18 protein-coding genes and 1 rRNA gene are annotated in these 23,911 nt (G+C 46.8%); 4 read left to right on the top strand and 15 right to left on the bottom strand.

Going from position 1 to position 23,911, the window contains the following annotated elements:
• Positions 1–56: 56 nt before the first annotated feature.
• Complete coding sequence (locus L5L98_RS20770; RefSeq protein WP_105250563.1) at positions 57–1,394, bottom strand: coproporphyrinogen III oxidase family protein; 1,338 nt, start codon at positions 1,392–1,394, stop codon at positions 57–59.
• Between the two features lie 380 nt (positions 1,395–1,774).
• Between L5L98_RS20770 and L5L98_RS20765 the strand changes: the two genes are divergently transcribed.
• Positions 1,775–2,686, top strand: coding sequence for a bile acid:sodium symporter family protein (locus L5L98_RS20765; protein ID WP_263143248.1), 912 nt, complete (start codon positions 1,775–1,777; stop codon positions 2,684–2,686).
• A 72-nt stretch (positions 2,687–2,758) separates the two neighbouring features.
• Here the strand turns inward: L5L98_RS20765 and L5L98_RS20760 are convergent, their stop codons facing one another.
• The 14 genes from L5L98_RS20760 to L5L98_RS20695 form a co-directional block, all read right to left on the bottom strand.
• Positions 2,759–4,150, bottom strand: coding sequence for a tetratricopeptide repeat protein (locus L5L98_RS20760; RefSeq protein WP_263143246.1), 1,392 nt, complete (start codon positions 4,148–4,150; stop codon positions 2,759–2,761).
• Between the two features lie 499 nt (positions 4,151–4,649).
• Positions 4,650–6,233 carry a methyl-accepting chemotaxis protein gene (locus L5L98_RS20755; RefSeq protein WP_263143244.1) on the bottom strand — a complete coding sequence of 528 codons (1,584 nt, stop codon included), beginning with the start codon at positions 6,231–6,233 and terminating at the stop codon, positions 4,650–4,652.
• A gap of 450 nt (positions 6,234–6,683) precedes the next feature.
• A complete protein-coding gene (locus L5L98_RS20750; protein WP_131525797.1) occupies positions 6,684–7,667 on the bottom strand; it encodes a formate dehydrogenase subunit gamma in 984 nt (327 codons plus the stop codon).
• Positions 7,668–7,746: 79 nt separating this feature from the next.
• Positions 7,747–8,316: a formate dehydrogenase FDH3 subunit beta gene (fdh3B, locus tag L5L98_RS20745; RefSeq protein ID WP_105250558.1), complete on the bottom strand. Its 570-nt coding sequence runs from the start codon at positions 8,314–8,316 to the stop codon at positions 7,747–7,749.
• Positions 8,317–8,345: 29 nt separating this feature from the next.
• The gene (locus tag L5L98_RS20740) at positions 8,346–11,198 is read right to left on the bottom strand and encodes a molybdopterin-dependent oxidoreductase (protein WP_263143243.1); all 2,853 of its coding nucleotides are present in this window, start codon (positions 11,196–11,198) and stop codon (positions 8,346–8,348) included.
• A 17-nt stretch (positions 11,199–11,215) separates the two neighbouring features.
• On the bottom strand, positions 11,216–11,416 hold the full coding sequence (locus L5L98_RS20735; protein ID WP_253989766.1) for a twin-arginine translocation signal domain-containing protein: 201 nt from the start codon (positions 11,414–11,416) through the stop codon (positions 11,216–11,218).
• Between the two features lie 396 nt (positions 11,417–11,812).
• The gene (locus tag L5L98_RS20730; protein ID WP_113940318.1) at positions 11,813–12,841 is read right to left on the bottom strand and encodes a formate dehydrogenase subunit gamma; all 1,029 of its coding nucleotides are present in this window, start codon (positions 12,839–12,841) and stop codon (positions 11,813–11,815) included.
• 49 nt (positions 12,842–12,890) lie between these two features.
• Positions 12,891–13,487, bottom strand: coding sequence for a formate dehydrogenase FDH3 subunit beta (gene fdh3B, locus L5L98_RS20725; protein WP_006083566.1), 597 nt, complete (start codon positions 13,485–13,487; stop codon positions 12,891–12,893).
• 26 nt (positions 13,488–13,513) lie between these two features.
• Positions 13,514–16,366, bottom strand: a complete 2,853-nt coding sequence (locus L5L98_RS20720; RefSeq protein ID WP_219235014.1) for a formate dehydrogenase subunit alpha — start codon at positions 16,364–16,366, stop codon at positions 13,514–13,516.
• Between the two features lie 24 nt (positions 16,367–16,390).
• Complete coding sequence (locus tag L5L98_RS20715) at positions 16,391–16,582, bottom strand: twin-arginine translocation signal domain-containing protein (protein WP_263143236.1); 192 nt, start codon at positions 16,580–16,582, stop codon at positions 16,391–16,393.
• A 177-nt stretch (positions 16,583–16,759) separates the two neighbouring features.
• Positions 16,760–17,437: a molecular chaperone gene (locus tag L5L98_RS20710; protein WP_113940321.1), complete on the bottom strand. Its 678-nt coding sequence runs from the start codon at positions 17,435–17,437 to the stop codon at positions 16,760–16,762.
• Between the two features lie 10 nt (positions 17,438–17,447).
• Positions 17,448–19,109, bottom strand: a complete 1,662-nt coding sequence (locus L5L98_RS20705) for a 4Fe-4S binding protein (protein ID WP_263143271.1) — start codon at positions 19,107–19,109, stop codon at positions 17,448–17,450.
• A 188-nt stretch (positions 19,110–19,297) separates the two neighbouring features.
• Positions 19,298–19,978 (bottom strand): DUF3306 domain-containing protein, encoded by a 681-nt coding sequence (locus tag L5L98_RS20700; protein ID WP_263143231.1) that lies wholly within the window; start codon positions 19,976–19,978, stop codon positions 19,298–19,300.
• Positions 19,978–20,442, bottom strand: coding sequence for a DUF3305 domain-containing protein (locus tag L5L98_RS20695; RefSeq protein ID WP_105250549.1), 465 nt, complete (start codon positions 20,440–20,442; stop codon positions 19,978–19,980). Before L5L98_RS20695 ends, L5L98_RS20700 begins: the two co-directional genes overlap by 1 nt.
• Before the next feature lie 337 nt (positions 20,443–20,779).
• Between L5L98_RS20695 and L5L98_RS20690 the strand changes: the two genes are divergently transcribed.
• The 3 genes from L5L98_RS20690 to L5L98_RS20680 all read left to right on the top strand — a co-directional run.
• Complete coding sequence (locus tag L5L98_RS20690) at positions 20,780–21,652, top strand: formate dehydrogenase accessory sulfurtransferase FdhD (protein WP_168827777.1); 873 nt, start codon at positions 20,780–20,782, stop codon at positions 21,650–21,652.
• 55 nt (positions 21,653–21,707) lie between these two features.
• Positions 21,708–22,613: a helix-turn-helix transcriptional regulator gene (locus L5L98_RS20685; RefSeq protein WP_006083558.1), complete on the top strand. Its 906-nt coding sequence runs from the start codon at positions 21,708–21,710 to the stop codon at positions 22,611–22,613.
• A 953-nt stretch (positions 22,614–23,566) separates the two neighbouring features.
• Positions 23,567–23,911: ribosomal RNA gene (locus L5L98_RS20680) — 16S ribosomal RNA — on the top strand; the annotation flags it as partial.

Below are 23,911 nucleotides of genomic sequence, written 5' to 3'. Positions count from 1 at the left end.
AAAAGGCCCTCGAAGGGCCTGTTTAGTCTTTATGAATCAACAATCATCAATAAGTGTTACATATCGCAGGGTTTGAGTGGCTTACGCAATTGAGCGCGCACGTTGTCCATGCCTGAGTAAAACTCTTTCATCATCAATAGACCCATCATCTTGCCGTTATCGGTGACGATCAGATTGTCTGGATCTGTTGGGTCGTTTTTGATGGCGCCAATCAGTTTCATCGAGGTCATTTCTTTAAATAAGGCGGTATCTAAATTGACGCCAAAGGTTTCGCGGAAATATTTACGCGATAAACGGCCGGAGAACATGCCCAGCAAAAAGCGATATTGCATCACGTCTTTTTTGCTGTAGTTCTTTTGTTGCTCGACACCCATTTGACCCGCTGCGATGCGTTCTTGGTACTTACGTAGCGAGAAAGTGTTCACATAAAGCGTGTCATTTAAGAAACTAAATGAGCCCGAACCTACCCCTAAATATTCGTCGTAATCAATAACGTATTCGTCAAATCCTTCGTCATCGGTTTTACCAAATGCCCATGCAGATAATTGATTATATTGACCATTAAGACTGTTTAATATTTGGCGATATTGGTTTGCCATATCCGCTTGCGGCGCCGCTAATTTGCCTTTAACACTCTTACGGGTTTGATGAGTGATCATCAGCGGATAGGTGGTAATTTGTCTTGGGTCTAAGCGCGATGCCATGTCGAGATCGTGTTGGATCACTTCATCGGTTTGGCCGCGGAAACCAAAAATCAGGTCGACGTTGATAATAGGGAATAACTCTTTGGCACCCATGATCTTGTCGAAGGTTTGCTGACCCGTGCCGAATTTATCGAGTCGGTCGGTCATTTTTAAAATATCGTCATTAAAGCTTTGCACGCCGATAGACATGCGATCCACTAAGCCTTTGAGCTGTTTAAAGCCTGGGCTGTCTAAATGCTGCGGATCGGACTCGCAGGAGACTTCTTTAATGCTAGGAAATAGGGTTTTAGCGTGTTCTATGGTACGGGCTAATTCGTCTTCTAATACCGTGGTGGTACCACCACCAATGTACATAGATTCAAAGTCATAGCCGAGGGCCTTGACCATTTCCATCTCTTTACGTAATGAGATGAAGTAGGCACGCGCCTTGTCTTCCTTAAACATAAAACGGTGGAAGGTACAGTAAGAGCACAGGGTATGGCAGAAGGGAATATGTGCGTATAGCATATATTTTTTGCCTTCAACCGGTGCTGGCATCATTTCTGCGGAAAGCGTATCGAGGCGAAGATTCTTATCGACATAGTACTGCATGACCCGTTCCATCGAGCCGAGCATCCAGTTAGGGACGGTAATATTCGCTTGATAAGGCGTTGCGATAGCGCCGCTGAGCGTTTGAATAACTGATGACATAACGATTCCTATCTGAGAGTGCTAACCGTAAACACCGAAATTGCTTTAGGTAATTCACGACCACCTAGCGCAATAAGACTACCTCGTATGTAATTGTTAAAACGTGAACTGGTTATAAGTTACGGTTTCCTAACAAGGAAATCACGGGCTTTTTGTTAAGCAGATCATGTTTTAGCGATTGAGAATGCATTTTTATCATACATTTTTTAGCGGAATTTATTGTAGATTTGCGGGGTTAGCTTGCCGTGTCAGTCTAAATGCTGAGATTGAAAATCACCATTCTAGGCATTTTGTTGCTGGCGGATTAGCGCTTGTCTATCCAAGGGACGGCTGTCATCATCCGAGCGATAAAAATAACCTCTTGATGTAAAGGGCCCACTATGTTGGCAAAGGTAAACCGCTTCTTCCCGCTGTTGGCACTGATAGGCGCAATGACAGCTTATCTGATGCCGAGTTGGTTTACTGAGCTTAAATCCGCCATAGTGCCGCTGTTGGTGATCATCATGCTATCTATGGGGCTCACCTTAGATCTTCAGGATTTTGCTAATGCCTTCAAACAGAAACGTGCTGTACTCGCAGGACTCGTGCTGCAATTTTCGGTCATGCCGCTCAGCGCATTATTGATCAGTCTATTATTAGGATTAGATAGGGAACTCACCATAGGCATGGTGTTGGTGGGCAGTGTTGCAGGCGGCACCGCCTCAAACGTGGTCTGTTATTTGGCAAAAGGCGACGTGGCTTTATCGATAACCATGACGGCATTGTCAACCTTAGCGGGAGTGGTGTTAACACCACTGATTATTAAGCTGTTGATTGGGGAGATGATCGATATACCCTTCGCCGATATGCTGCTGAGTTTAGTGAAAATTGTGCTGATCCCTGTCAGCGTTGGCGTGATTATCAATCATTTTTTTAAATCGCTGGTGGCTAAAGTCGCTCCTGCATTGCCACTGATTTCTATCTTGGCAATTGTGATGGCAATTACGATTATCGTGGCGTTAAATGCCAATCAGTTTGATAAAGTTGGCCCCATTATTCTGCTGGCCGTGTTCTTACATAATGGTCTTGGTCTCGCCTTAGGCTATTTCTGTTGCCGTTTATTAGGCTTTAACCACACAGTCTGTAAAACTATCTCCATCGAAGTTGGCCTACAAAACTCCGGTCTCGCCACTGCTTTATGTATTAAATTCTTTAGCCCCATTTCTGCCATTCCCAGCGCGATATTCTCGATATGGCATAATTTGTCTGGCGCCATGTTGGCGGGATATTGGGCGAGGGAATCGCAAGATTAATAAGATGTTGCTGTCGAAAATAGATAATTCCTGTGGCCTAGCAAGCGAGGCCACAGGCTTAAATTGCTGTAACTAATTAACCGGTAATGGGGTCTCGACAGGCATGAGTGTTAGCTGCAAGATATTTTCTTGCCGGCTTAATGCCAGTGGCAGTGTGTAGTTGGGAAAGCGTAATCCGAATACGGCACCTTGTTGTAACAAGTGATACAGCTGATCTGTCATGGTAATCGTTAAACTGGCGCAGCCATGTTCATCGACTCTGCCTTCTAGTGGTAAGGCGATTTTGTCAGCTAAGGTGAGATACGCCGCCATACGCCAGTGAGAGTTTTCTCCAATATTGTATGTGCTGCCATGCAGTTGGTTGTAGCCTAAACCACAGGCCTGCAAGCTTAATTGGGTTTTGGCCGCTGTTGGCAACGAAATAATCTGTTGTCGCTGCTGTGCCAGAAACTTACCCCACGTCAGGCGATGAATAACTGAGTCAAGTGAGATGGGAACATACTGATCTTGCTGTTTTAGTGCATTAAAGCGGGCAATGCCCTGTTCCAATTTCGTGAGATCATTTTCATATTCCAGTTGTGCCTTAAGCAGATTATATGCGGGCGTTTTAGCTTGTTCCATGCCGGCTAATGCCGCTTTCTCGTAGTATGCCAGTGCTTGCACTTTATCGGCTTCTGCGCCCAAACCGTGCTCTTCCATGCTGCCTAAATGATAGTTAGCTATGGCAACTTGACGCTTAGCACCTTGTAAAAATACGGCTTTCGCACCGCTGTAGTCATTTTCATTCAACAGCAGAGCGCCGTAGTTTGTCCACGCCGTACCATCATCTGCTGCCATACCCAATTCCAGCCACTTTATGGCTTGCTGGCGTAACTGCGGGATGTCGAGACTTTCTCTTTCGCTGCCGACACTTTGCATCGCCATTAAATAAGCACGCAGATACTCGCGTGAGGCATTATCCAGATAGAGGTTATCGGGCTGGAGTTCAAAGGCTTGCCCAAAGTAACTCCCCGCTTGCTGCGCAGCAGTGATTGCTTTCGCTAGATAGAACCTTGAGCTGGGATCTGCCGGACTGTGTGCTCGTCCTAGGTTATATAAGGTCGGTAGTTTAAGACCCCGCGCCAGCGCTTCTTCTAAGAAGGGGATGGCCTGCGTTTTGCTATCATTATCCAGCGCCATGCTGCCTAGATTATGGCTGGCACGGGCCGAACCTAAGGCTCTGGCTTGTTCATAGTATTGGCTGGCGGTGGCATTGTCTTGCGTGACGCCACGGCCGAGATGGTAGGCTTTACCCAGTAAGAATAACGCCTCAGCATTGTTCTCTGCTGCTTGCTGCTGTGCATGTTGCAAGAAAGCGTCGTATTGTTGTTGCTCCAATAGCTGTTCCAGCGCGGACTTTTCTGCAGTTGCTGCAAAGCTTACGGTCAACAGTAATAGGAGAGTCGCAATAGTGAATATCTTCATAACATCCTTGTCGTTAAGCGGGTACTTGTAAGCGGTAGTGCTAGTGAAGTTGTTTAACGTAGAGGCTTGTTATGCTACAAGCTAGCCTTGCGGTTTACCACTGTGTTATGGACAGGCGGATGAATTGCAGCGGTAGCACTGCCGTGTGTTGGCGTTACATGGAAGCCGACGATAGCTAATCGTTTATTAGCTGAGTCCGAAGTTTTTTAGTGGTATTCAATATTGTGGGAGTGGGAGATGGGCAATACGTATCTTCATTCCTGAACTATAGGCTTCACGCTCTTATTATTGCTTTAGTACTGTTGGCACTGAATCAATTTAATCATTTTTTGATAAATAATTTTTCTAAAAATACAGTATTAATAATAGGTTAGTTTTCTTGGCTGCGATTTATATTGCAGGTGTGTGACTCGCTTTATATCTCATCTAAAAATCTGACAGCCCAATAATTTTTGTTATTAGGCCGCAGATTTAAAAGCTTTTTTCAGGGAGCCTAAATCTAAAGCTTAAAATGCGAGACCACGCCGACGAGTTGTTCCTTCGTCGCGGCCAAAGAGGTTGCGCTATTGAGGGTGGCTTTACCGCTTTGATTCAGTTCATCGACCATTTCACGAATGGTGGTCAGATTACGGTTTATCTCTTCGGTCACAGCGCTTTGCTCTTCTGCTGCGGTGGCGATTTGATTACTGAGCCCATTAATATCGAACACATAAGTGGTCAGGGTATCGAGATTTTCCGTTACCAGATTGGTGGTATCGGCGGCTTGCTGGCAACTGTGTTTAGTTTGCTCCATTGCGGTTACGGCGGCATTGGCACCAAGATAAAGTTGTTCCAGCATCTGGTTGATTTCTGCGGTACTTGCTTGAGTGCGTGCGGCCAGTGAGCGAACTTCATCGGCGACAACAGCAAAGCCTCGACCTTGTTCACCTGCACGGGCGGCTTCGATGGCTGCATTAAGCGCTAGCAGATTGGTTTGATCGGCAATTTCACCTATTACATTCAAAATCGCGGCGATATGACGGGTATTTTCGTTCATATCATTAATCGCATCAGCAGCGACATCGACTTTAGCGACCAAGGCAATCACAGTGTTGGCAGCTTGTTCAACGGCTTTCTTCGATTTATCCGCTTGCGCATTTGCTTGTTGAGTAAACTGGGCTGCGGATGCAGCATCACCCGCGACATTATGGGCCGTGGCGCTCATTTCAGTCATGGCTGTCACGACTTGGTCGGTTTCAACGGCGTGGATTTGCAGTGCATGATTATTGGCATTTGACTGTACATTCAATTGCCCAATTTGGTCGGACATATGATCCGAGGCTTGGGTAATTTCAGACATAATTTCACGTAGATTACCTATCACGCTGTCGAGATCTTCTGCGAGTGAGCAGAGCTCATTTTGTCCTTTAATATTTGTTTTATGAGTTAGGTCGCCATGGGCAAGACGTTCCATTACCCGTTTTATCTCATTGATTATGTGGACGAGTTGTTTACTCATAATGAGGGCGCTGAAGAGTGACGCTACAATCGCGAACAAGATCAATCCCAGTAGGATGCTTTCTGTTGAGGTGACTTTATCTTCAGCTTGTTTGCCTAACTCATGATTTCGCTGAGTGATCAGCGCGACTAATTGGTTGATTTGATTACTGACCTTAGGCCCGAGCGCTGCACGCTCAGCGGTTAGCTCAGGTACTGCTCCAGTTTGTTTAGCGAGTGCCAGTTCTTCTTGGTAGAGACGAACATAATGTTCTGTTTGTGGTAAAAGAGTGTGAATAGCTTGAGCATCAGTGCCCATGAAGTCGGTATTAAATTTGGTCAGTTGAGAGACAAGTTGTGCGACCTTATGTTGTTGATCGGCGATAGCTTTACCGTTGTGGACTAAGGTGGCTAAGCGCAGCTCAAAAAAGGATTCTCGTACTGTAGTGAAAGTTTCTGCGAGCTGAGTGTTGTCGACTAGGCTTTTACTGGTCTCACCGAGTTCGTTAAAACTGCGATAGCACGAAATACCTATGATGATCAGTAAGATACTTGTAAACACTGATGGCAATGCCGTCAATGTACTGGTTTTGGCATTTTTAAACATGGTGACCTTCTAGGATAAAAAGCAGCAATGCGTAATTTAATTACGCTATAGGTAATTTTAGCGTGTGCGTGAGCTAGCCAGCAAGAGAGTATTTTATGGAAATGTCCACTAAGATACTGTTTTTAATTGAATTGTTTTATTGGTGTTGCATCTGGTTGGTTGCTAAGTTACGAAATGTTGTGTTGTTTAAATTCAACTTTTATCTAGATTATTGTTTTTATTATTAAATGACTATGATACATGCAATTTTTTTACAGTGATTTAGCATTTAAATTGGTCTTTGTGATCTCGTACTCAAATGCTACAAATGATTCAAAATGTAATTCAGACATATAGTTAAAGCCGATGACTAATGCTGAAATAAAAGCCCCCGCCAGTAGTGATTGACGGGGGCTCTACGTTTGCTAGTGGCTAAGTATTTTTTGGAATACCTACAACTAGATTCCAGTCTTATTCTTTATATTTAAGCGTGCCGTTGGCTTTGATTTCATCAAACCATAGGTTGTGATGTTGGCTTGCCCAGTTTTCATCACAGTAGCCTGACACCATACATTCCATACCACCTTCTGACATCACAGTTGCCATGAAGATGTGTACGATAGAGAAAGCACAGATCACGATAGCGCTCACTGAATGCAGTACCAGGGCGATCAAGCTTAATGTACGGCTTGGCTCGAACAGGTTAGGGAAGAGTAATAACATGCCCGAGGCCGAAATCACTAATCCAAACAGGGCAAATGCCCAGAACCACATTTTCTCACCCGCGTTAGCAAAACCTGCATCTGGGTGCTTACCTTTGAACGGACCAAAGTTAATGTAACCGCCTACTACCATGAACCACTTTACGTCGTACATTTTTGGCAGTTGGTTTTTTGCCCATAGGGTGGTCATCAATGCCCAACCTATCATGAAGGGAATCGCCATCACGTCATGGATTTGCTTCGCGCCATAGACGATTGCTTCCCAGATGCCTTCACCCAACCAAGGTTGGAAGAAGAAGCGACCCGCCAGCAAGGTTAAGCCTGTTAAAATCAACAGTAAGCATGGAATCGCGCCTAACCAGTGGATTGAAACATCAAACTTAGACCAGCGATGCACTAACTTGCCTGAAAAACCATGGTGCAGCTTGGAGATGCCATTCACCTTGATAAATAGGACAAAGATAATGATCATACCGAATAGTGCTGCCATTAAGGCGGGCGCTAACCAGTCGCTACGCAGCGCTAATACCCGTAAATCGTAGGTATTGATAGGCTGAGCATGAAACTCACTTTGGGAGGTAGTGTATCCCGTGGCACCATCCTTCAGTTGCGCCCAAATTTGGGCATCAGACTGTTGAACTTGATTCGCCAGTTCATCACCACCATTGGCTATACACACAGCACTAAATAACAGTGCTATGGCTAAACCTATGTGTTTGAACCATTTGTTCATCATACATCCTCTCTCACTTAGTCGCGCCCACCTAGATAGGCGCTAAGCTAAGTCTGTGGACAGATCCTGTTGACCTGAATTAATTCCAAGCCGCGTTTTTAGCACCACGATAAGCCACACGCTCACGGAAGATGCTTGAAACCACTTCGGCATCACCCGCTAACAGTGCTTTAGTCGCGCACAGTTCTGCACACATAGGCAGTTTGCCTTCGGCAATACGGTTTGAACCGTATTTTTGGCGTTCTGCATCTGAGTGGTTTTCTTCTGGGCCACCGGCACAGAAGGTACATTTATCCATCTTACCGCGGCTACCAAAGGCACCTTTCTTCGGGAACTGAGGTGCGCCAAATGGACAGGCGTACAGGCAGTAACCGCAACCAATACAGGCATCTTTGTCGTGTAGCACTATGCCGTCGTCGGTTCTGTAGAAGCAGTTTGCTGGGCAAACCGCCATACAAGGTGCATCTGAGCAATGCATACAGGCGACAGATATTGAGGCTTCACCACGTTGACCATCGTTGATCGTCACTACGCGGCGGCGTTGGATCCCCCACTCGAGAGCGGAGTCGTTTTCGTTTTTACAGGCAGTGACACAACCGTTACATTCGATGCAGCGCTTGGTATCACACAAAAATTTCATTGTAGCCATAATGGCAATTCTCCTAGCTTAAGCTGCACTTACGCTTTAACAATCTGACAGAGTGATGCCTTGGTTTCCTGCATTTGTGTCACAGGGTCATAACCATAGGTCAGCGCAGTGTTACAAGATTCACCAATAACGTAAGGCACTGTGCCCTCTGGATAATTAGGCGCTAAACTTTCTCCGTGCATCACACCCGCAAAGTGATATGGCATAAAGGTAACGCCGGGTTTTACCCTTGGGGTAACCATGGCTTGTACCTTAATACGGCCACCTTCGGCGCCTTCTAACCAGACGTCTTCACCGTTACGAATGCCGCGATCGGCAGCGTCGGCAGGGCTTATCTCAACGAACATTTCCTGTTGAAGTTCAGCCAGCCAAGGGTTGGAGCGAGATTCTTCACCACCACCTTCGTATTCAACCAGACGACCCGATGTCAGTACCAGCGGGTACTTGCCGCTCATGTCTTTGTCTTGGATAGACTTATACAGAGTAGGGAGACGGTGTACTTGCATGTCGTCATAGGTTGGGTATTTCGCCACTAAGTCACGACGTGCTGTGTATAACGGTTCACGGTGTACAGGGACTTGATCAGGGAAAGTCCATACAATACAACGAGCTTTAGCATTACCAAAGGGGATACAACCGTGCTTGATCGCCACGCGCACTATGCCGCCTGACAAATCTGTTTTCCAGTTTTTACCTTCGGCTTCCGCTTTTTCCTCTGCCGTAAGATCATCCCACCAACCGAGTTGCTTGAGCAGCTTGTCGGAGAACTCTGGATAACCGTCTTGGATTTCAGCACCTTTAGAGAAAGAGCCTTCAGCCAATAGGTTTTTACCATTGTATTCAACGCCGTAACGGGCACGGAAGTTACCGCCACCGTCTTTAACGTGTTTGGCTTGGTTATAGAGGATTTGAGTGCCAGGGTGCTTAGCTTCTGGCGTGCCCCAACATGGCCAAGGTAAACCGTAGGTTTCGCCTTTAGCTGGGCCGCCTGCGGCTTCCAACGTCTTGTTGCTGAAAGTGCCCCAGTTTTGGGTGTGTAACTTGATACGCTCAGGGCTTTGACCTGTCATACCGATAGTCCACATACCGCGGTTGATTTCACGGGTGATTTCTTCAATCACAGGTAAACCATTTTCAATCGCGATGCGTTTAGTGTACTGCTCGGCAATACCCAGTTTTTGGGCCAAACGGTACATGATTTCGATGTCGGTTTTAGACTCGAACAGTGGCTCGATGACTTGCTCACGCCACTGGATAGAACGGCCTGAGTTAGATACTGAACCGTGAGTCTCAAACTGAGTTGCCGCAGGCAGCAGATATACGCCATTCTTACGACGGTGCATAACACCTGCCATCGTTGGGAATGGGTCGACAACGACGACTGTGTCCATCTTGTCTAAGGCATCACGCACTTCACGCTGACGGGTTTCAGTGTTGACCGATTGTCCCCAGAAAAACGCCATACGGATATTATCTTTCTGCGCTAACTTACTCTTATCTTCTAACACACCATCGTGCCAACGAGAACAAGGGATACCCGGTGTCGTCATTGGATCTTTGCCAAGGTAGGCTGTTTGATCGAAACGACCTTTCACCCATGCCATGTCCAGATCCCAAACATGGGTCCAGTGACTCCATGCTGCTGAGGTCAAACCGTAGTAACCGGGTAAGTTATCAAATAATAAACCTAAGTCAGTTGCGCCTTGTACGTTATCGTGGCCACGGAAAATGTTAGTGCCGCCACCTGAAACGCCCATGTTGCCCAGTGCTAATTGCAGAATACAATAAGCGCGAGTGTTGGCATTACCAACGTGGTGTTGAGTTCCACCCATACACCAAATCACAGTGCCAGGACGGTTATCAGCCATTAATTTAGCCGCTTGATAAACCTCGGCTTCGCTCACACCAGTGATGTTTTCGACTTCTTTAGGTGGGAATTTCTTCACTTCAGCACGGATACTTTCCATCTCGAATACGCGGTGCTTGATAAAGGTTTTATCTTCCCAACCATTTTCAAAAATGTGCCATAACATACCGTAAATAAAAGGAATGTCAGTGCCTGGGCGAATTGCACAATGCAAGTCTGAATGCGCTGCAGTGCGAGAGAAACGTGGGTCAACGACGATGATTTTGGCGTTGTTTCTTTCTTTAGCGATCAGAATATGTTGCATCGAAACGGGATGCGCTTCTGCTGGGTTTGCCCCGATCAGGAAGATGGCATGAGCATTCTGGATATCGTTGAAAGAGTTAGTTTGCGCACCGTAGCCCCAAGTGTTAGCAACACCGGCTACCGTGGTAGAGTGACAAATACGAGCTGAATGGTCGACGTTGTTTGTGCCCCACATAGCCGCCAACTTGCGGTACATGTAACAACCTTCGTTAGAAAACTTAGCGCTACCCATGAAGTACACTGAGTCTGGGCCAGATTCTTTACGAATGTTGAGCATTTGGTCGCCAACTTCGTTAATAGCATCTTCCCAAGAGATTTTTTTCCACTTGCCATCAACCAACTTCATTGGATATTTCAGGCGTTTTTCACCATGACCATGCTCACGCAGTGCAGCACCTTTCGCGCAGTGACCGCCAGCGTTGAATGGGTGGTCAAATGCGGGTTCTTGGCCCGTCCACACACCATTTTGTACTTCGGCATACAGGCCACAACCGACGGCGCAGGCACTACAAATAGTACGTTTGATTTCGATTGGCGCATCATGCGGCACTTCTTTGGCTTCGACACGACGCATCATGCCTGTGCCCATCAGAGATGCTGCGGCAATACCACCTGTGGCGATACCTGCGTGCTTCATAAATTGACGACGGCTGATGCCTAACGCCGGTTTGTCTGCCACTGTGGCAACATTGGACTTGCGAGTTAACTTCATCGCTGACTTCTCCTAGATTAGCTGCGCAAGCTATCGTAATAGCTGCTGATATGCGCAGTTTCGTGGTAACCCTTTGACTCTTTAGTGGTTACCTTGCTGCTCTCGCTGGCCTGTGCCACGCTCATGCCGGTTGCGGCAATGGCGGCACCCGCTACGCTGCCGACGGTGAGCGCTTTGAGCAAAGATCGGCGAGATAAATCGCTGGGTTGCTGCTTCATGCTGACTCCTGAAATTAGGGTTTAGTTTTTGAGATCGCACGGCTTTTTGTGGGGTTCATCTTGTTATCAAAAAGTGAAGATTAGCGGCGAAAAAGATAATGAAATCATCTTGTTTACCATCAATCATCGCGCGTGACGGCAATATAGTAGGAAAGGGTTGAGTAGGAATTGATCTAGGACAGTTTGCAGCCCTGAAATCGGCGGCCGTTCTCTTAAAGCGTTAACTCGCTCATAGTTTAGTGAATTACTGGGGAGGATGGCGTTGGCGGATTTTTGTATCTCGCTGTTTCAGTTGTTAATTTTTTGTGCTTTTGAATTAATGCTATGGGTATCAGGGCGAATAAAAAACACCCCGCGATGCGGGGTGTTTTGAGAATGTAAAAGCTGCGGTTTAACTTAGTCTTTATACTTTAAGCTGCCGTTGGCTTTGATTTCGTCATACCAGAGATTATGGTGCTGGATTGCCCAGTTTTCATCACAATAGCCTGACTTCATACACTCCATACCGCCTTCGCTCAGTACGGTCGCCATCCAAATATGCACTATAGTAAAGGCAATCAAGATAATGGCGCTGATAGAGTGGATCAGCAGCGCGCCCATAGAGGCTTCGCGGGGTAAATCCAAGCCTGGTAATACCAACATGATGCCAGATACGCTGATGAATAAACCAAACAACATCAGGGTCCAGAACCACATTTTTTCACCGGCGTTGGCAAACCCACTGTCAGGGTGCTTACCTTTGAACGGGCCAAAGTTGATATAACCACCTACCACTAAAAACCATTTCAAATCATACATCTTGAAGGTTTGTAACGGCATCCATTTCACCACACATACAGCCCAAGCCGCGATAAAAATGGGACCTGCCCAATCGTGGATTGTTTTGCTGCCATAGATCAATGGCGCCCAAAGGTCGGGCCCTAACATTGGCTGTATGACATGCTTACCTAACATTATGGTTAGACCGGTAAACATCAGTGCCAGACAGCTGCTCGCCATGATCCAATGGATCCACAGATCCGCCTTTGACCAGCGCGAAACCATCTTGCCTGAAAAGCCATGACTCAGTTTTGATGGACCATTCACCAGATAAAACAATAAGAAAGCACCAAACACACCTACCACGGCTAGCGCCATGACGGGGGTTAAGTATTCATTTCTCAGTTCTTTACCTTGGTTACCGGCAACGTTAATCAACACCCCAGTATCTATCCCTTTGGCAGTGGTATAGCCGGCATCGCCTGCTTTTACCGCTCGCCAAAGATCGGCATCGCTGGTTTGCGCTTTCGCCTGTTGTTGACTCGATTGCTGATCACTTGCGTGTACTGGGTTTGAGCTCATAACTGAACCTAATCCCAATCCCATGACGAGCACCAACAGAGCAAACAGACTGCGCAGTGATTTGTTTAACTGTTTGTTTAACATTTTCACTCCTTGCCAGAGGTTAGGGATTTCTCCCTAACCCTCGCTCTGCTTAGTTAATCTCACCTGTCTTGGGGTTGTAACCCCAAATCACGTTAGGATTGCCTCGAGAGGCCATACGTTGACGGTAAATGTTTGATACCACTTCCGCATCACCTGCGAGCAGCGCTTTAGTAGAACAAAGCTCAGCACACATAGGTAACTTGCCCTCAGCAATACGGTTGGCACCGTATTTTTTACGCTCGGCTTCGGAGAAGGTTTCTTCTGGGCCACCGGCACAGAAAGTACACTTGTCCATCTTGCCACGACTACCAAAGGCAGTCTTTTTCGGGAATTGCGGTGCACCAAATGGACAAGCATAGAAGCAATAACCACAACCGATACAAGTATCTTTGTTGTGTAGCACTATGCCGTCTTCGGTACGGTAGAAACAATCTGCCGGACATACGGCCATGCAGGGAGCGTCAGTACAGTGCATACAAGCTACTGAAATTGAGGCTTCGCCAGGTAGACCATCGTTGATCGTCACCACGCGGCGACGTTGAATTCCCCACTCGAGAGCGGAGTCGTTTTCGTTCTTACATGCAGTGACGCAACCGTTACACTCGATGCAGCGCTTGGTGTCACACAGAAATTTCATGACTGCCATAATGGCTTATCTCCTCATCAAGTAGGTTAGGCTTTGCTGATTTGGCATAGGCTGGACTTAGTTTCTTGCATCTGAGTCACAACGTCGTAGCCATAAGTTAAAATGGTGTTTGCAGATTCGCCTATCACGTAAGGCACAGTGCCTTCAGGATAGTTTTTCGCTAGGCTTTCGCCTTCAAACACCCCAGCAAAGTGGTATGGCATAAAACATTCACCGGCAATAACGCGCGGTGTCACCATAGCCTTAACCGTGATTTTGGCGCCTTCTGGACCATGAACAAAAACATTGTCACCGTCACGAATACCACGATCCGCTGCATCTGCAGGGTTCATTTCGATGAACATTTCTTGTTGTAGTTCAGCTAACCAAGGGTTAGAACGGGATTCTTCACCACCACCTTCATATTCCACTAGGCGGCCTGATGTGAGTGCCAATGGGAAGTCTTTAGCAAAATCCTTGTCTTGAATTGACTTATACAGTGTCGGTAAACGTGCAACCATACGATCTTCGTAGGTGGGGTATTTAGCGACTAAGTCACGACGAGGCGTGTAAAGTGGTTCGCGGTGGCGTGGAATATCGTCTGGGAATGTCCATACAATACAACGAGCTTTAGCGTTACCGTAAGGGATACAGCCGTGCTTGATAGCAACACGTTGGATACCGCCGGAAATGTCAGTTTTCCAGTTTTTGCCTTCGGCGTGTTTTTTCTCGTTTTCGGTCAGGTCATCCCACCAACCTAATTGCTTAAGCATATCGGCGGTAAATTCAGGATAGCCATCTTGGATCTCACTGCCTTTAGAGTAAGTACCTTCGGCAAGAATATTATTGCCTTCATGTTCCACACCATAGCGAGCACGGAAGTTACCGCCACCGTCTTTCACATGTTTGGCTTCGTTATACAGAATCTGGGTACCAGGATGTTTCATCTCTGGTGTGCCCCAACATGGCCAAGGTAAGCCGTAGGTTTCGCCTTTGGCAGGACCGCCGGGGGCTTCTAGGCTGTCAGCATCAAAAGTACCCCAGTTTTCTTGGTGCATTTTTAAACGCTCTGGGCTTTGTCCGGTATAACCGATAGTCCACATACCTGTGTTAAATTCGCGGGTGATATCTTCAATCAAAGGCTCTTCACCATTGACTTTAATATGCTTGAATAGCTCTTTATCTATACCCACTTTTTTGGCGAGTTTGTACATGATCACATGATCAGGCAGGGATTCGAACAGGGGTTCTATGACCTTAGAACGCCATTGTACTGAGCGGTTAGTCGCAGAGATTGAACCGTAGGTTTCAAACTGGGTTGCCGCAGGAAGTAAATAAACCCCATCTTGACGTTGGTGCATAACACCCGCCATGGTTGGGAATGGATCGACAACGACGACGGTATCCATTTTATTTAAAGCTTCACGCACTTCACGGCCACGGGTTTCAGTGTTGACCGATTGTCCCCAGAAGAACGCCAGACGAATATTGTCTTTTTGCGCTATCTTGGTTTTATCTTCTAACACGCCATCGTGCCAGCGCGAACAAGGAATACCCGCAGAGGTTTGCGGTTTTTGTCCTAGATATTCGCCTTGATCGAAACGGCTCGCTACCCAATTAGGGTCGAGATCCCACACATTATTCCAATGGGCCCAAGCGCCAGTCGTTAAACCGTAGTAACCCGGTAAGTTATCAAATAACAAACCAAAGTCGGTTGCGCCTTGCACGTTATCATGGCCGCGGAAAATGTTAGTGCCGCCGCCAGGTACACCCATGTTGCCTAAAGCGAGTTGTAACATGCAGTATGAACGGGTGTTCGAGTTACCCACGTGATGCTGAGTACCACCCATACACCAAATAATGGTGCCGGGTTTGGTTTCAGCCATCATTTTGGCGACGCGGTACATCTGCGCTTTTGGTACACCCGCAACCAGTTCAACTTCTTCTGGGGGGTATTTTTTCACTTCTTCGCGGATACGATCCATGCCATAGACACGGTGTTTGATAAACTCTTTATCTTCCCAGCCGTTTTCAAATATGTGCCATAACAGGCCATAAATGAAGGGGATGTCTGTGCCTGGACGGATATGCACGTACTCGTCAGATTTCGCTGCAGTACGGGTGAAACGTGGATCAACAACGATGATTTTGGCACCGCGTTCTTTACCAATCAAAATATGCTGCATGGCAACAGGATGTGCTTCACTGGGGTTTGCCCCAATAAACATGATGCACTTAGAGTTGCGAATATCGTTGATTGAGTTGGTTTGCGCACCGTAGCCCCAAGTGTTAGCAACACCGGCTACCGTGGTAGAGTGACAAATACGGGCAGAATGGTCGACGTTGTTCGTACCCCACAATGCCGCAAATTTGCGATATAAATAAGCTTGTTCGTTAGAGAACTTAGCGCTACCCATAAAGTAGACTGAATCTGGGCCTGACTCTTGACGAATTGAAGCCATTTTATCGCCGACTTCATTAATCGCTTGATCCCAAGAGATCTTTTTCCATTTTCCGCCTTCTAACTTCATGGGGTATTTCAGGCGTTTTTCGCCGTGACCATGTTCACGCAGTGCAGCACCTTTCGCGCAGTGACCGCCAGCGTTGAACGGGTGATCGAATGCGGGTTCTTGACCCGTCCATACACCATTTTGTACTTCTGCATACACACCACAACCTACGGCACAGTGAGAACAGATGGTACGTTTGACTTCGGTGGGAACATTATGGCCAATATCTTCTTGGGCCTGTGCTTTACGCATCATGCCTGTGCCCAGCATGGACGCCGCAGCGATCCCTCCTGTGGCAAGACTTGCCGATTTTAAGAATTGACGACGATTGAGACCCAGTGCTGGCGCTTTAGCTTCGACAACCTGGTCTGTTTTGCGGGTTAATCGCATCACACACTCTCCTCTATTTTAGTTTTAAAGCGACGCATAATAGCTACGAATATGGTCGGTTTCGCGGTAGCTCTCACTTTTAGGCTCTGTGGTTGCTGCCGTTTTTGTCGAAGCTAACGCTTGACTACTCACAGTGACCACAGCGCCTGCCGCACTGCCGAGTGCCAATGCTTTAAGCAATTGACGACGGCCCATGTCGGAAGCTGGCTTCTTCATAGTGTCTCCTTGTGTTACTGGATAAGGTGGTACAAACGGCTACCACCTCGGTTATTGTGGAAGCCTAAGCTTCCGTTATTGCTGCTAAGGTGAACATTAATCCCACCTTCGCAGTTTGAACTCATCTCTAACATTTATATCTAGCACGCACATGCCGCGCTATCACTCAGTTTAGTCTTAGTTCATTAACTCTACTGGTTTGGCTAAATCGCTGGTGGCTGGCTGTAAGTCTGCGCTGCCTGGGCAATTGACTGGAATATCTAAGCTTAATTGCTCAAAAGCACTGGCTTCCATTGCAAAAAACGCTTTTGCTAGCTGTGCAACCGTGGCGTAAAACGCCGCACTTGGCGCCTTGGCTAAATTGTCGCAAAAACGGCCAATCCAGCTGCCGATATGGCGTTGGTAAAAAGCCAATTGGCGATAACTTGGCGCTTCTAAAATCAGAGTACCCATCACTTCACACAGTGCTGCAACGTGATCTTCGGGTTCCTTGACGTTGTCTTCGCGTTCAAACCCCAGTTGCATTAAGTCTTGGCGTAGCAATGCCAGTGGTTTATCCATCAATGAGCCCGTCATAAACCAGCTGCCGTAGGGCAGGATCTCACCGCAACCTACACCGAGGAACAGGGCAAAATACTCGTCTTCTAGTTGTGCACTGTTGAACTGCTGTGCGGCGAGTTGGAGTGATAACCAAGCTTTAGTCATCTCGTTGTCTTCATTGGCATCAATTTCAAGATTGGCCAAAAAGTGTAGCAGTTCAGGGCTTGGCTGACGGCGCAATAGGGCGGCTAACAGTTGATAGATATCGGCTCTCAACTGATCGTTTTCTGAAACTTGTCTTACTGATTCGGTCATAGCGGATCTCTTATCGCAGTTGCTTTTCAGGATCTTGAAGAATGTCTTCAAACATGTCTTTTACCCGGCAGTCGCCACACATTTTCAAGCGTTCAATATTGGCAGAAAATGCGCTGTGCGCGCCGACCATATCCAGCATCCGATGCACCATAGATTGGGTCGCAAAAGGAGAGCCGCAGCGAATACATTCGAAGGGGGCTTCTTCTTTCAGGGTGTGTTGTTGCTGACGGGCAGCTTTATCAAAGTTAATTTGTGGCGTAAGGCTTATCACTTTTTCAGGACACGCTGCCTCACATAAACCGCATTGCACGCAGTTTTGCTCGATAAAGTGTAGTGCAGGTTTGTCGCCACCATCTTGTAATGCCATCGTGGGACAAATTGCCACGCAGGACATACACATAGTGCACTTTTCTACATTCACACTGACTTTGCCAAAGGGAATATTGTTGAGGCTAAGGCAAGTATCAATTTCACCCGCTTGGCTATTGAGGTGATCGATCGCTTCAAATAGCGTATTGCGTTTAGTGGTCGAGGCAAATGCAGCGGGCACGATCACGAGCCAATCTAAGCTGATATCGAGCATCGAATCTAAATCGGCAAGCATGCTTGGGTCGATGAGGCTGATACGTTGCGGCTGACCCATCTCATCTAAAATACTGTTGGCTAAAGAAAGTTCGCCTTTAAGCATTTGCGTTAGGGTTGGAGCTGTTGCGTCTGTGTTGAGGATCAGCACTTGGCGCGCGCCCCAAGCGAGAACTGACAACCAATGATCTACGCTAGCAACGGTAATTTCTTCGAGGGCAACGGGGATGATGTCGCCTGCTAAATCGTCGCTAATAAAGTTGGCGCCGACGGCATTATCGTGGAACAAGATCACTGGTGCGGTTTGTGCTTGCTCGCGGAAACGGCTAACGACTTTGTTCAGGTATGAATGCAAAGCTTGCGGCGTAGGTAAATCGTAACTGATGGCACCCGTTGGGCAAGCGCTGGTACAACTGCCTGCGCCATGGCAAAGATATGGATCGATTTCAATTTTCTTTGCGACACTGCTGATCGCATCTGCTGGGCAGAAGTTGAGGCAACGATTACAACCATTGATGCCATTGCGGTCGTGGGCACAGATATCTGGGTTAATTTTGACGTAGCGCGGCTTATCAAATTGGCCGATGAGTTCGGGAATTTGCGCAAGGGCATCTTCGAGTTTTTCAGCGTCTTGGCCTACGTAAAAATAGCCGGGTGGCAGCATTTCTAAGTTCAAACAAGCTGCGCTGCTCAAATCGAGCACGATATCGAAATGGGGTTTACGGATTGACACTAAACTGAGTTCGGCAGCCCCATCTTGATGTTCAACACTGACTTGAAATTGGCCTAAAAAGCCTTTTACGCCAATGAGTTTGTTGTAATAGCTTTCGACATCAGTTGCCGCTGCCATGACACGTTCTAGGTGCGCTTCATCTTGGCTGGTAATGGCTTCATTGGCTAAAATCACTCTATGGGCCATAGTGGACAATTTGTCCGCGGCGAGGCGAGCCAGATCTTCTGGGCCAATAATAAGAACATTGCCTTCGGTGGTATAGCTGACAGTTGGCGGGATCAGATTCTGCAACATCTGAGTTTGCGTTAATACCTGTTGTCGCGCTTGTTTTAACGCTTCTTGGGTTTGATTGGTCATCAAATAAGTGCTCACATTGCGTTCCTGAACAGTACTTTGGCTGTTTCTTGTTTTACTGTATCTGGGCAGATTTAGGCGGCTGGTAATAAGTAAGTCATTGCCTTTTCTGCTTTTATCTAAGCTTTTTATATCTTAGTACAGCAATTCACATACCAAAGTTACGGACATTAAAATTAGCTAAACTGACGTTAAACAACTCGGGTATGTACCTGAGCTAAGGGCTCTGGTGCATTTTGGGGTAGGTCATCAGTCTCCCCATCCAAATTGTCCGTTATCGGCTCAGCTGCCCATTCGATTTCGACTTCATTAGTCTCATGAGTTGTTGTTTCGCTTACATCAAGACTCGTGGATGGATTGCTTTCTTCAGTTTGTTTGGCTAAAACAGCTGATTCTTCATCCGAGGTCTCGCTGTCTTTGGCTATGTAACGGAAGACTTTTTGCATCAATTCAGCTGAGACTTCTGCACTGAGTTTCGGTTGATTACTGTAATCGAGTGCATATTCCAAAAGCCCATCTATCTCGTTGAAATGCGGTTGTTTCCACAGTGCACGTAGCGCTGCTGATTTAGCCGCAGGGTCAACATTGTCGCCCATAAAACTCGCAAAGCTGCCGCCTATTTCAATCTCGTCGGGATTGGGTAAATCCGCTGCAGTGAGGATGCGATTAGGATCGTCATGCTCTGCAGTATTAGGTTCAATGGCGGACTCTGTGGGTTGAAGTTGCTCAACTGCCATAGTGGGCTCGGTTACGATGGTCTCCTGAGGTGTGATTTCCCCGTCAGCCTCTCGCGCTTCTTCTGCTGCAACTTGTTCGCGCCGTTGGTTCCAGCGACTCAGTAGCCCGCCTGTTTTTTGTATGGGTTCAGCCATTAGTCCCTCCGCAATGGATCGTGACTCGGGCCTTGATTATTACGGCCATCGACATGTTTACGGCGATGAGCGGCAATTTCGACTTCACCATATTGGGTGATAAAGGCTTCAATCCAACAAGCGATAGCTTTTGGCATCAATAAGTTGAGGACAGGGGTATTGCCCTCAAGACAACCCGCCGCGACATTCTGATCCGCCGATAATGCCGCCGGTATCCAAGTGCCATCGGCCGTTTCATCACATACTAAATACAGCATGGCGTTATCTAAATCGAGATTGAGGCGATAGCTGGCGCGTTCGTCTTTGTGCAGTTCGAGTAGCACTAAGGTTGCATCGTCTGGGGCTTGATGGGTGGCGGGAAGTAGGTGATCAATTTCCCATTGTACTGAGGTCCAGCGGCCAACTTGCTTCTCTACTTTCTTAAGTGAAACGTACATAGGCCAAACACTAGTTGTATGTTGCATTGTCTCTCCGTCTCAGCCGTGTTGATGGACAAACCGTAGAGTGAACGGTTCGGTTTTACCAACAAATTGCGATAAAAGGTCACTGCAATATTGGTGCCAGTAAACATAGTGGATTAGTTTGAGCTAGATCATCAAAAACACCCTATAAATTGGACATTTTGTCCAGTACAGGATTTTGTTTGGGACATAAAAGGGCTAATGAAAAATCAGCATTGCGGCAGATCACGCATTTAACCCCGAATTTTATGTCTAGGTATAAATATTGCTATGCTCTGGCCATGACTCGTTAAGCGGTAACATTATGATCTCTGAAAATATCACTATTCCTGATAACAACATGAGCACAGATAGCGAAATAGCGGCAGCCAATCCTTCTCAAAAAACTCAGCATCAGTGTTCTTTTGTGAGAACTCAAGTGGAAGTACCGCTAACCATTGCTGTAAAAGCAGTGAATGAAGCCGGGGAAGTGTTGGATAAATTTGTCGCCTGCGAACGTCCGCTTACCGTGTATTTGAACTGGCGACCAATAGTGACACTTATGACCCTAGGGGCGAAACCTGAGTCACTGGCGTTAGGTTATCTTAAGAACCAAGGCTTTATTTCGGATGTGAACTTACTGGACTCTGTTATCGTCGATTGGGATGTGAGTTCTGCAGCCGTGGTTACCCGTGAACAAACCGCCGATCTGGATGAGAAACTCTCCGAAAAAACGGTGACATCAGGCTGTGGTCAAGGCACGGTTTATGGCAGTTTTATGCAAGATTTAGACGGCATCAATTTACCAACGCCAAGTCTTAAGCAAAGCACCCTTTATAGCTTATTAAAAAATATCAACGAATATAATGAAACCTATAAAAATGCGGGTGCTGTGCACGGTTGTGGCTTGTGCGAAGACGATAAAATTATGGCTTTCGTCGAGGATGTTGGCCGTCATAATGCCGTAGATACTTTGGCTGGGGATATGTGGCTGACTCAGGATCGCGGCGATAATAAGATATTTTATACCACTGGCCGCTTAACTTCGGAAATGGTGATTAAAGTCGCCAAAATGGGGATCCCTATTTTGCTATCACGCAGTGGCGTGACTCAGATGGGCTTAGCACTAGCGCAGCAGTTGGGTATTACTATTATTGCCCGCGCGAAAGGCCGTCACTTTTTGGTGTACCACGGTAGTGAAAATCTGCAGTTTGATGCCAATACGGCTCCTTAGCCTCAAGTCAGCTAAGACTTACATGCAGTAATGAAGAATAAGACAAGGAAACAAGATGACGTCTGCCAGTGAATTGGTCTACATGAGCGCGAAGCAAGTGGCCGAGTATTTAGACCTTAATGAGAAAAAAGTCTACGCCATGGCTAATGACAGAATTCTCCCCGCCACTAAAATCACCGGTAAATGGCTATTTCCGAAAGTGTTAATCGACCGTTGGGTAATGGATTCTTGCCACAGTGGCATGCTGACCGACCGTTTATTGATCACTGGTAGTGACGATCCACTATTATCTATGCTGGTGGCGCGTTTGATGGCGCAAGTTGGTAGCCGTGAGTTGATAAGCTACAGCGCAACAGGTTCACGCTTAGGGTTAGAGTTGCTTGCTAAAGGTTATGCCGATGTGTGCACCTTACACTGGGGTAGCATGGAGGATAGAAATATTCGCCACCCAGCTTTACTTAAAGGTTATAACAACCATCAGCAATGGATCATGGTGCATGGTTACTCCCGTCAGCAAGGGTTGATCATGCGTGCCGATATGCACCACAGATGCCAAGAAGAAGATAAAGTCGTGAACTTGCCTTGGCGTTGGGTGAGTCGTCAGGGGGGCGCAGGTAGCCAACAGCACTTAGAGCATTGGTTGTTAAAGCAAGGTGCTCGCTTAGATCAACTTAATGTCGTGCTAACTGCCTATAGTGAACGCGAGTTGGCGGGTTATATCGCTAGGGGGGATGCCGATATTGGTTTTGGTTGTCAATCTGTGGCTTTGGAAAGTGGTTTAAGTTTCGTGCCGCTGATTAAAGAGTCTTTTGATTTCGTTATGCCGCAAAGCATTTACTTCCGTCGTCAGCTTCAACAACTTTTTACTATGTTGGCGAGCGGTCACTCGAGGCAAATGGCGGCACTACTTGGTGGCTATGATCTTACCGACTGCGGACAACTGCTATGGAGTGCGAGCTAATCCACTCAACTCGGTAATGGATTAAGGTGAATAGAGTTGAATGGTCTCTGAACTACTTATTACTGCTACTACTATTATATGCTGATATCTAATGTAGCCAGTTGCTAACGAATAAGTATCAAGGAGACCCTCTTTCTATTGCTGAGTACATCGTTTCGACTTTCTATGGTGGGTTGATGGGAGGCAACTACTATATATAAGTAAAGTATCTTCATCGCCAAATACACTCAGAGTGTCATCTTCTTCTGTTGTTCCCCGTAATTCTCCCATTAACGACTCTATATAAAAGTGGAGGTGAGATATTCCAGTTCGAGCAGCCGTTATTCTCATTTAAATCTGATAGCATTCATGCTCATGATCCCTTTGTCTTGATACTGTACGCTGGCAATCAATTGGGCCAAATTACAGATAAAGCGCTATTTTGTGGATAACTTTGGGGGTAAGTGGTGGGTATCTTGTGGCTAGATTAGATAATTAGAATTAACTGCAAATTTCCTTAAAATAGGGGTTGCACAAAATCTTCTGCTGCCTATAATGCGCATCCATTGACACGGCAGACAGCGTTAAGCAGCCTGATGTGACAGTTCATCGATGAGTTTACTGATTGATGAGTGTTGAGAAAGTTTGCAAAAACTCCTTGACGCGAAACGGGAAATGCGTAAAATGCACGACCCTGAGCTGATGAAGCATCAGCACGACCCGCCGGCAACGGTATGTGGTCAACGCTCTTTAACAAGATAAAACAAGAAATCTGTGTGGACACTCACAGGTGTTGAGTTAATCGAAACTGCTTAACCTTAGGGTTGGCAGTCAAAAATTTAAATCAATGTAACAATGAGTGTTCATAGCAATATGTACAGTTTGTTTTAGCCCTTCTTTTATAGGGAGCGCGAGAAACAAAAAATCAGAATTCATTGAGCCGCTGAAGTCGCAAGACGGAAGCAACAAAACTTTAATTGAAGAGTTTGATCATGGCTCAGATTGAACGCTGGCGGCAGGCCTAACACATGCAAGTCGAGCGGCAGCRCAAGGGRGTTTACTCCTGAGGYGGCGAGCGGCGGACGGGTGAGTAATGCCTAGGGATCTGCCCAGTCGAGGGGGATAACAGTTGGAAACGACTGCTAATACCGCATACGCCCTACGGGGGAAAGGAGGGGACCTTCGGGCCTTCCGCGATTGGATGAACCTAGGTGGGATTAGCTAGTTGGTGAGGTAATGGCTCACCAAGGCGACGATCCCTAGCTGTTCTGAGAGGATGATCAGCCACACTGGGACTGAGACACGGCCCAGACTCCTAC

The sequence above is a fragment of the Shewanella sp. SM23 genome, assembly GCF_025654295.1.
GTDB classification, from domain to species: Bacteria; Pseudomonadota; Gammaproteobacteria; order Enterobacterales; family Shewanellaceae; genus Shewanella; species Shewanella oncorhynchi.
This window is presented reverse-complemented; position numbering and strand designations above follow the sequence as displayed.

What these genes read in the sequence shown, in the direction of transcription:
- L5L98_RS20770 (WP_105250563.1), bottom strand. Translation starts at nt 1,394, where the DNA reads ATGTCATCAGTTATTCAAACGCTCAGCGGCGCTATCGCAACGCCTTAT.
- L5L98_RS20765 (WP_263143248.1), top strand. Translation starts at nt 1,775, where the DNA reads ATGTTGGCAAAGGTAAACCGCTTCTTCCCGCTGTTGGCACTGATAGGC.
- L5L98_RS20760 (WP_263143246.1), bottom strand. Translation starts at nt 4,150, where the DNA reads ATGAAGATATTCACTATTGCGACTCTCCTATTACTGTTGACCGTAAGC.
- L5L98_RS20755 (WP_263143244.1), bottom strand. Translation starts at nt 6,233, where the DNA reads ATGTTTAAAAATGCCAAAACCAGTACATTGACGGCATTGCCATCAGTG.
- L5L98_RS20750 (WP_131525797.1), bottom strand. Translation starts at nt 7,667, where the DNA reads ATGAACAAATGGTTCAAACACATAGGTTTAGCCATAGCACTGTTATTT.
- fdh3B (WP_105250558.1), bottom strand. Translation starts at nt 8,316, where the DNA reads ATGGCTACAATGAAATTTTTGTGTGATACCAAGCGCTGCATCGAATGT.
- L5L98_RS20740 (WP_263143243.1), bottom strand. Translation starts at nt 11,198, where the DNA reads ATGAAGTTAACTCGCAAGTCCAATGTTGCCACAGTGGCAGACAAACCG.
- L5L98_RS20735 (WP_253989766.1), bottom strand. Translation starts at nt 11,416, where the DNA reads ATGAAGCAGCAACCCAGCGATTTATCTCGCCGATCTTTGCTCAAAGCG.
- L5L98_RS20730 (WP_113940318.1), bottom strand. Translation starts at nt 12,841, where the DNA reads ATGTTAAACAAACAGTTAAACAAATCACTGCGCAGTCTGTTTGCTCTG.
- fdh3B (WP_006083566.1), bottom strand. Translation starts at nt 13,487, where the DNA reads ATGGCAGTCATGAAATTTCTGTGTGACACCAAGCGCTGCATCGAGTGT.
- L5L98_RS20720 (WP_219235014.1), bottom strand. Translation starts at nt 16,366, where the DNA reads ATGCGATTAACCCGCAAAACAGACCAGGTTGTCGAAGCTAAAGCGCCA.
- L5L98_RS20715 (WP_263143236.1), bottom strand. Translation starts at nt 16,582, where the DNA reads ATGAAGAAGCCAGCTTCCGACATGGGCCGTCGTCAATTGCTTAAAGCA.
- L5L98_RS20710 (WP_113940321.1), bottom strand. Translation starts at nt 17,437, where the DNA reads ATGACCGAATCAGTAAGACAAGTTTCAGAAAACGATCAGTTGAGAGCC.
- L5L98_RS20705 (WP_263143271.1), bottom strand. Translation starts at nt 19,109, where the DNA reads ATGACCAATCAAACCCAAGAAGCGTTAAAACAAGCGCGACAACAGGTA.
- L5L98_RS20700 (WP_263143231.1), bottom strand. Translation starts at nt 19,978, where the DNA reads ATGGCTGAACCCATACAAAAAACAGGCGGGCTACTGAGTCGCTGGAAC.
- L5L98_RS20695 (WP_105250549.1), bottom strand. Translation starts at nt 20,442, where the DNA reads ATGCAACATACAACTAGTGTTTGGCCTATGTACGTTTCACTTAAGAAA.
- L5L98_RS20690 (WP_168827777.1), top strand. Translation starts at nt 20,780, where the DNA reads ATGAGCACAGATAGCGAAATAGCGGCAGCCAATCCTTCTCAAAAAACT.
- L5L98_RS20685 (WP_006083558.1), top strand. Translation starts at nt 21,708, where the DNA reads ATGACGTCTGCCAGTGAATTGGTCTACATGAGCGCGAAGCAAGTGGCC.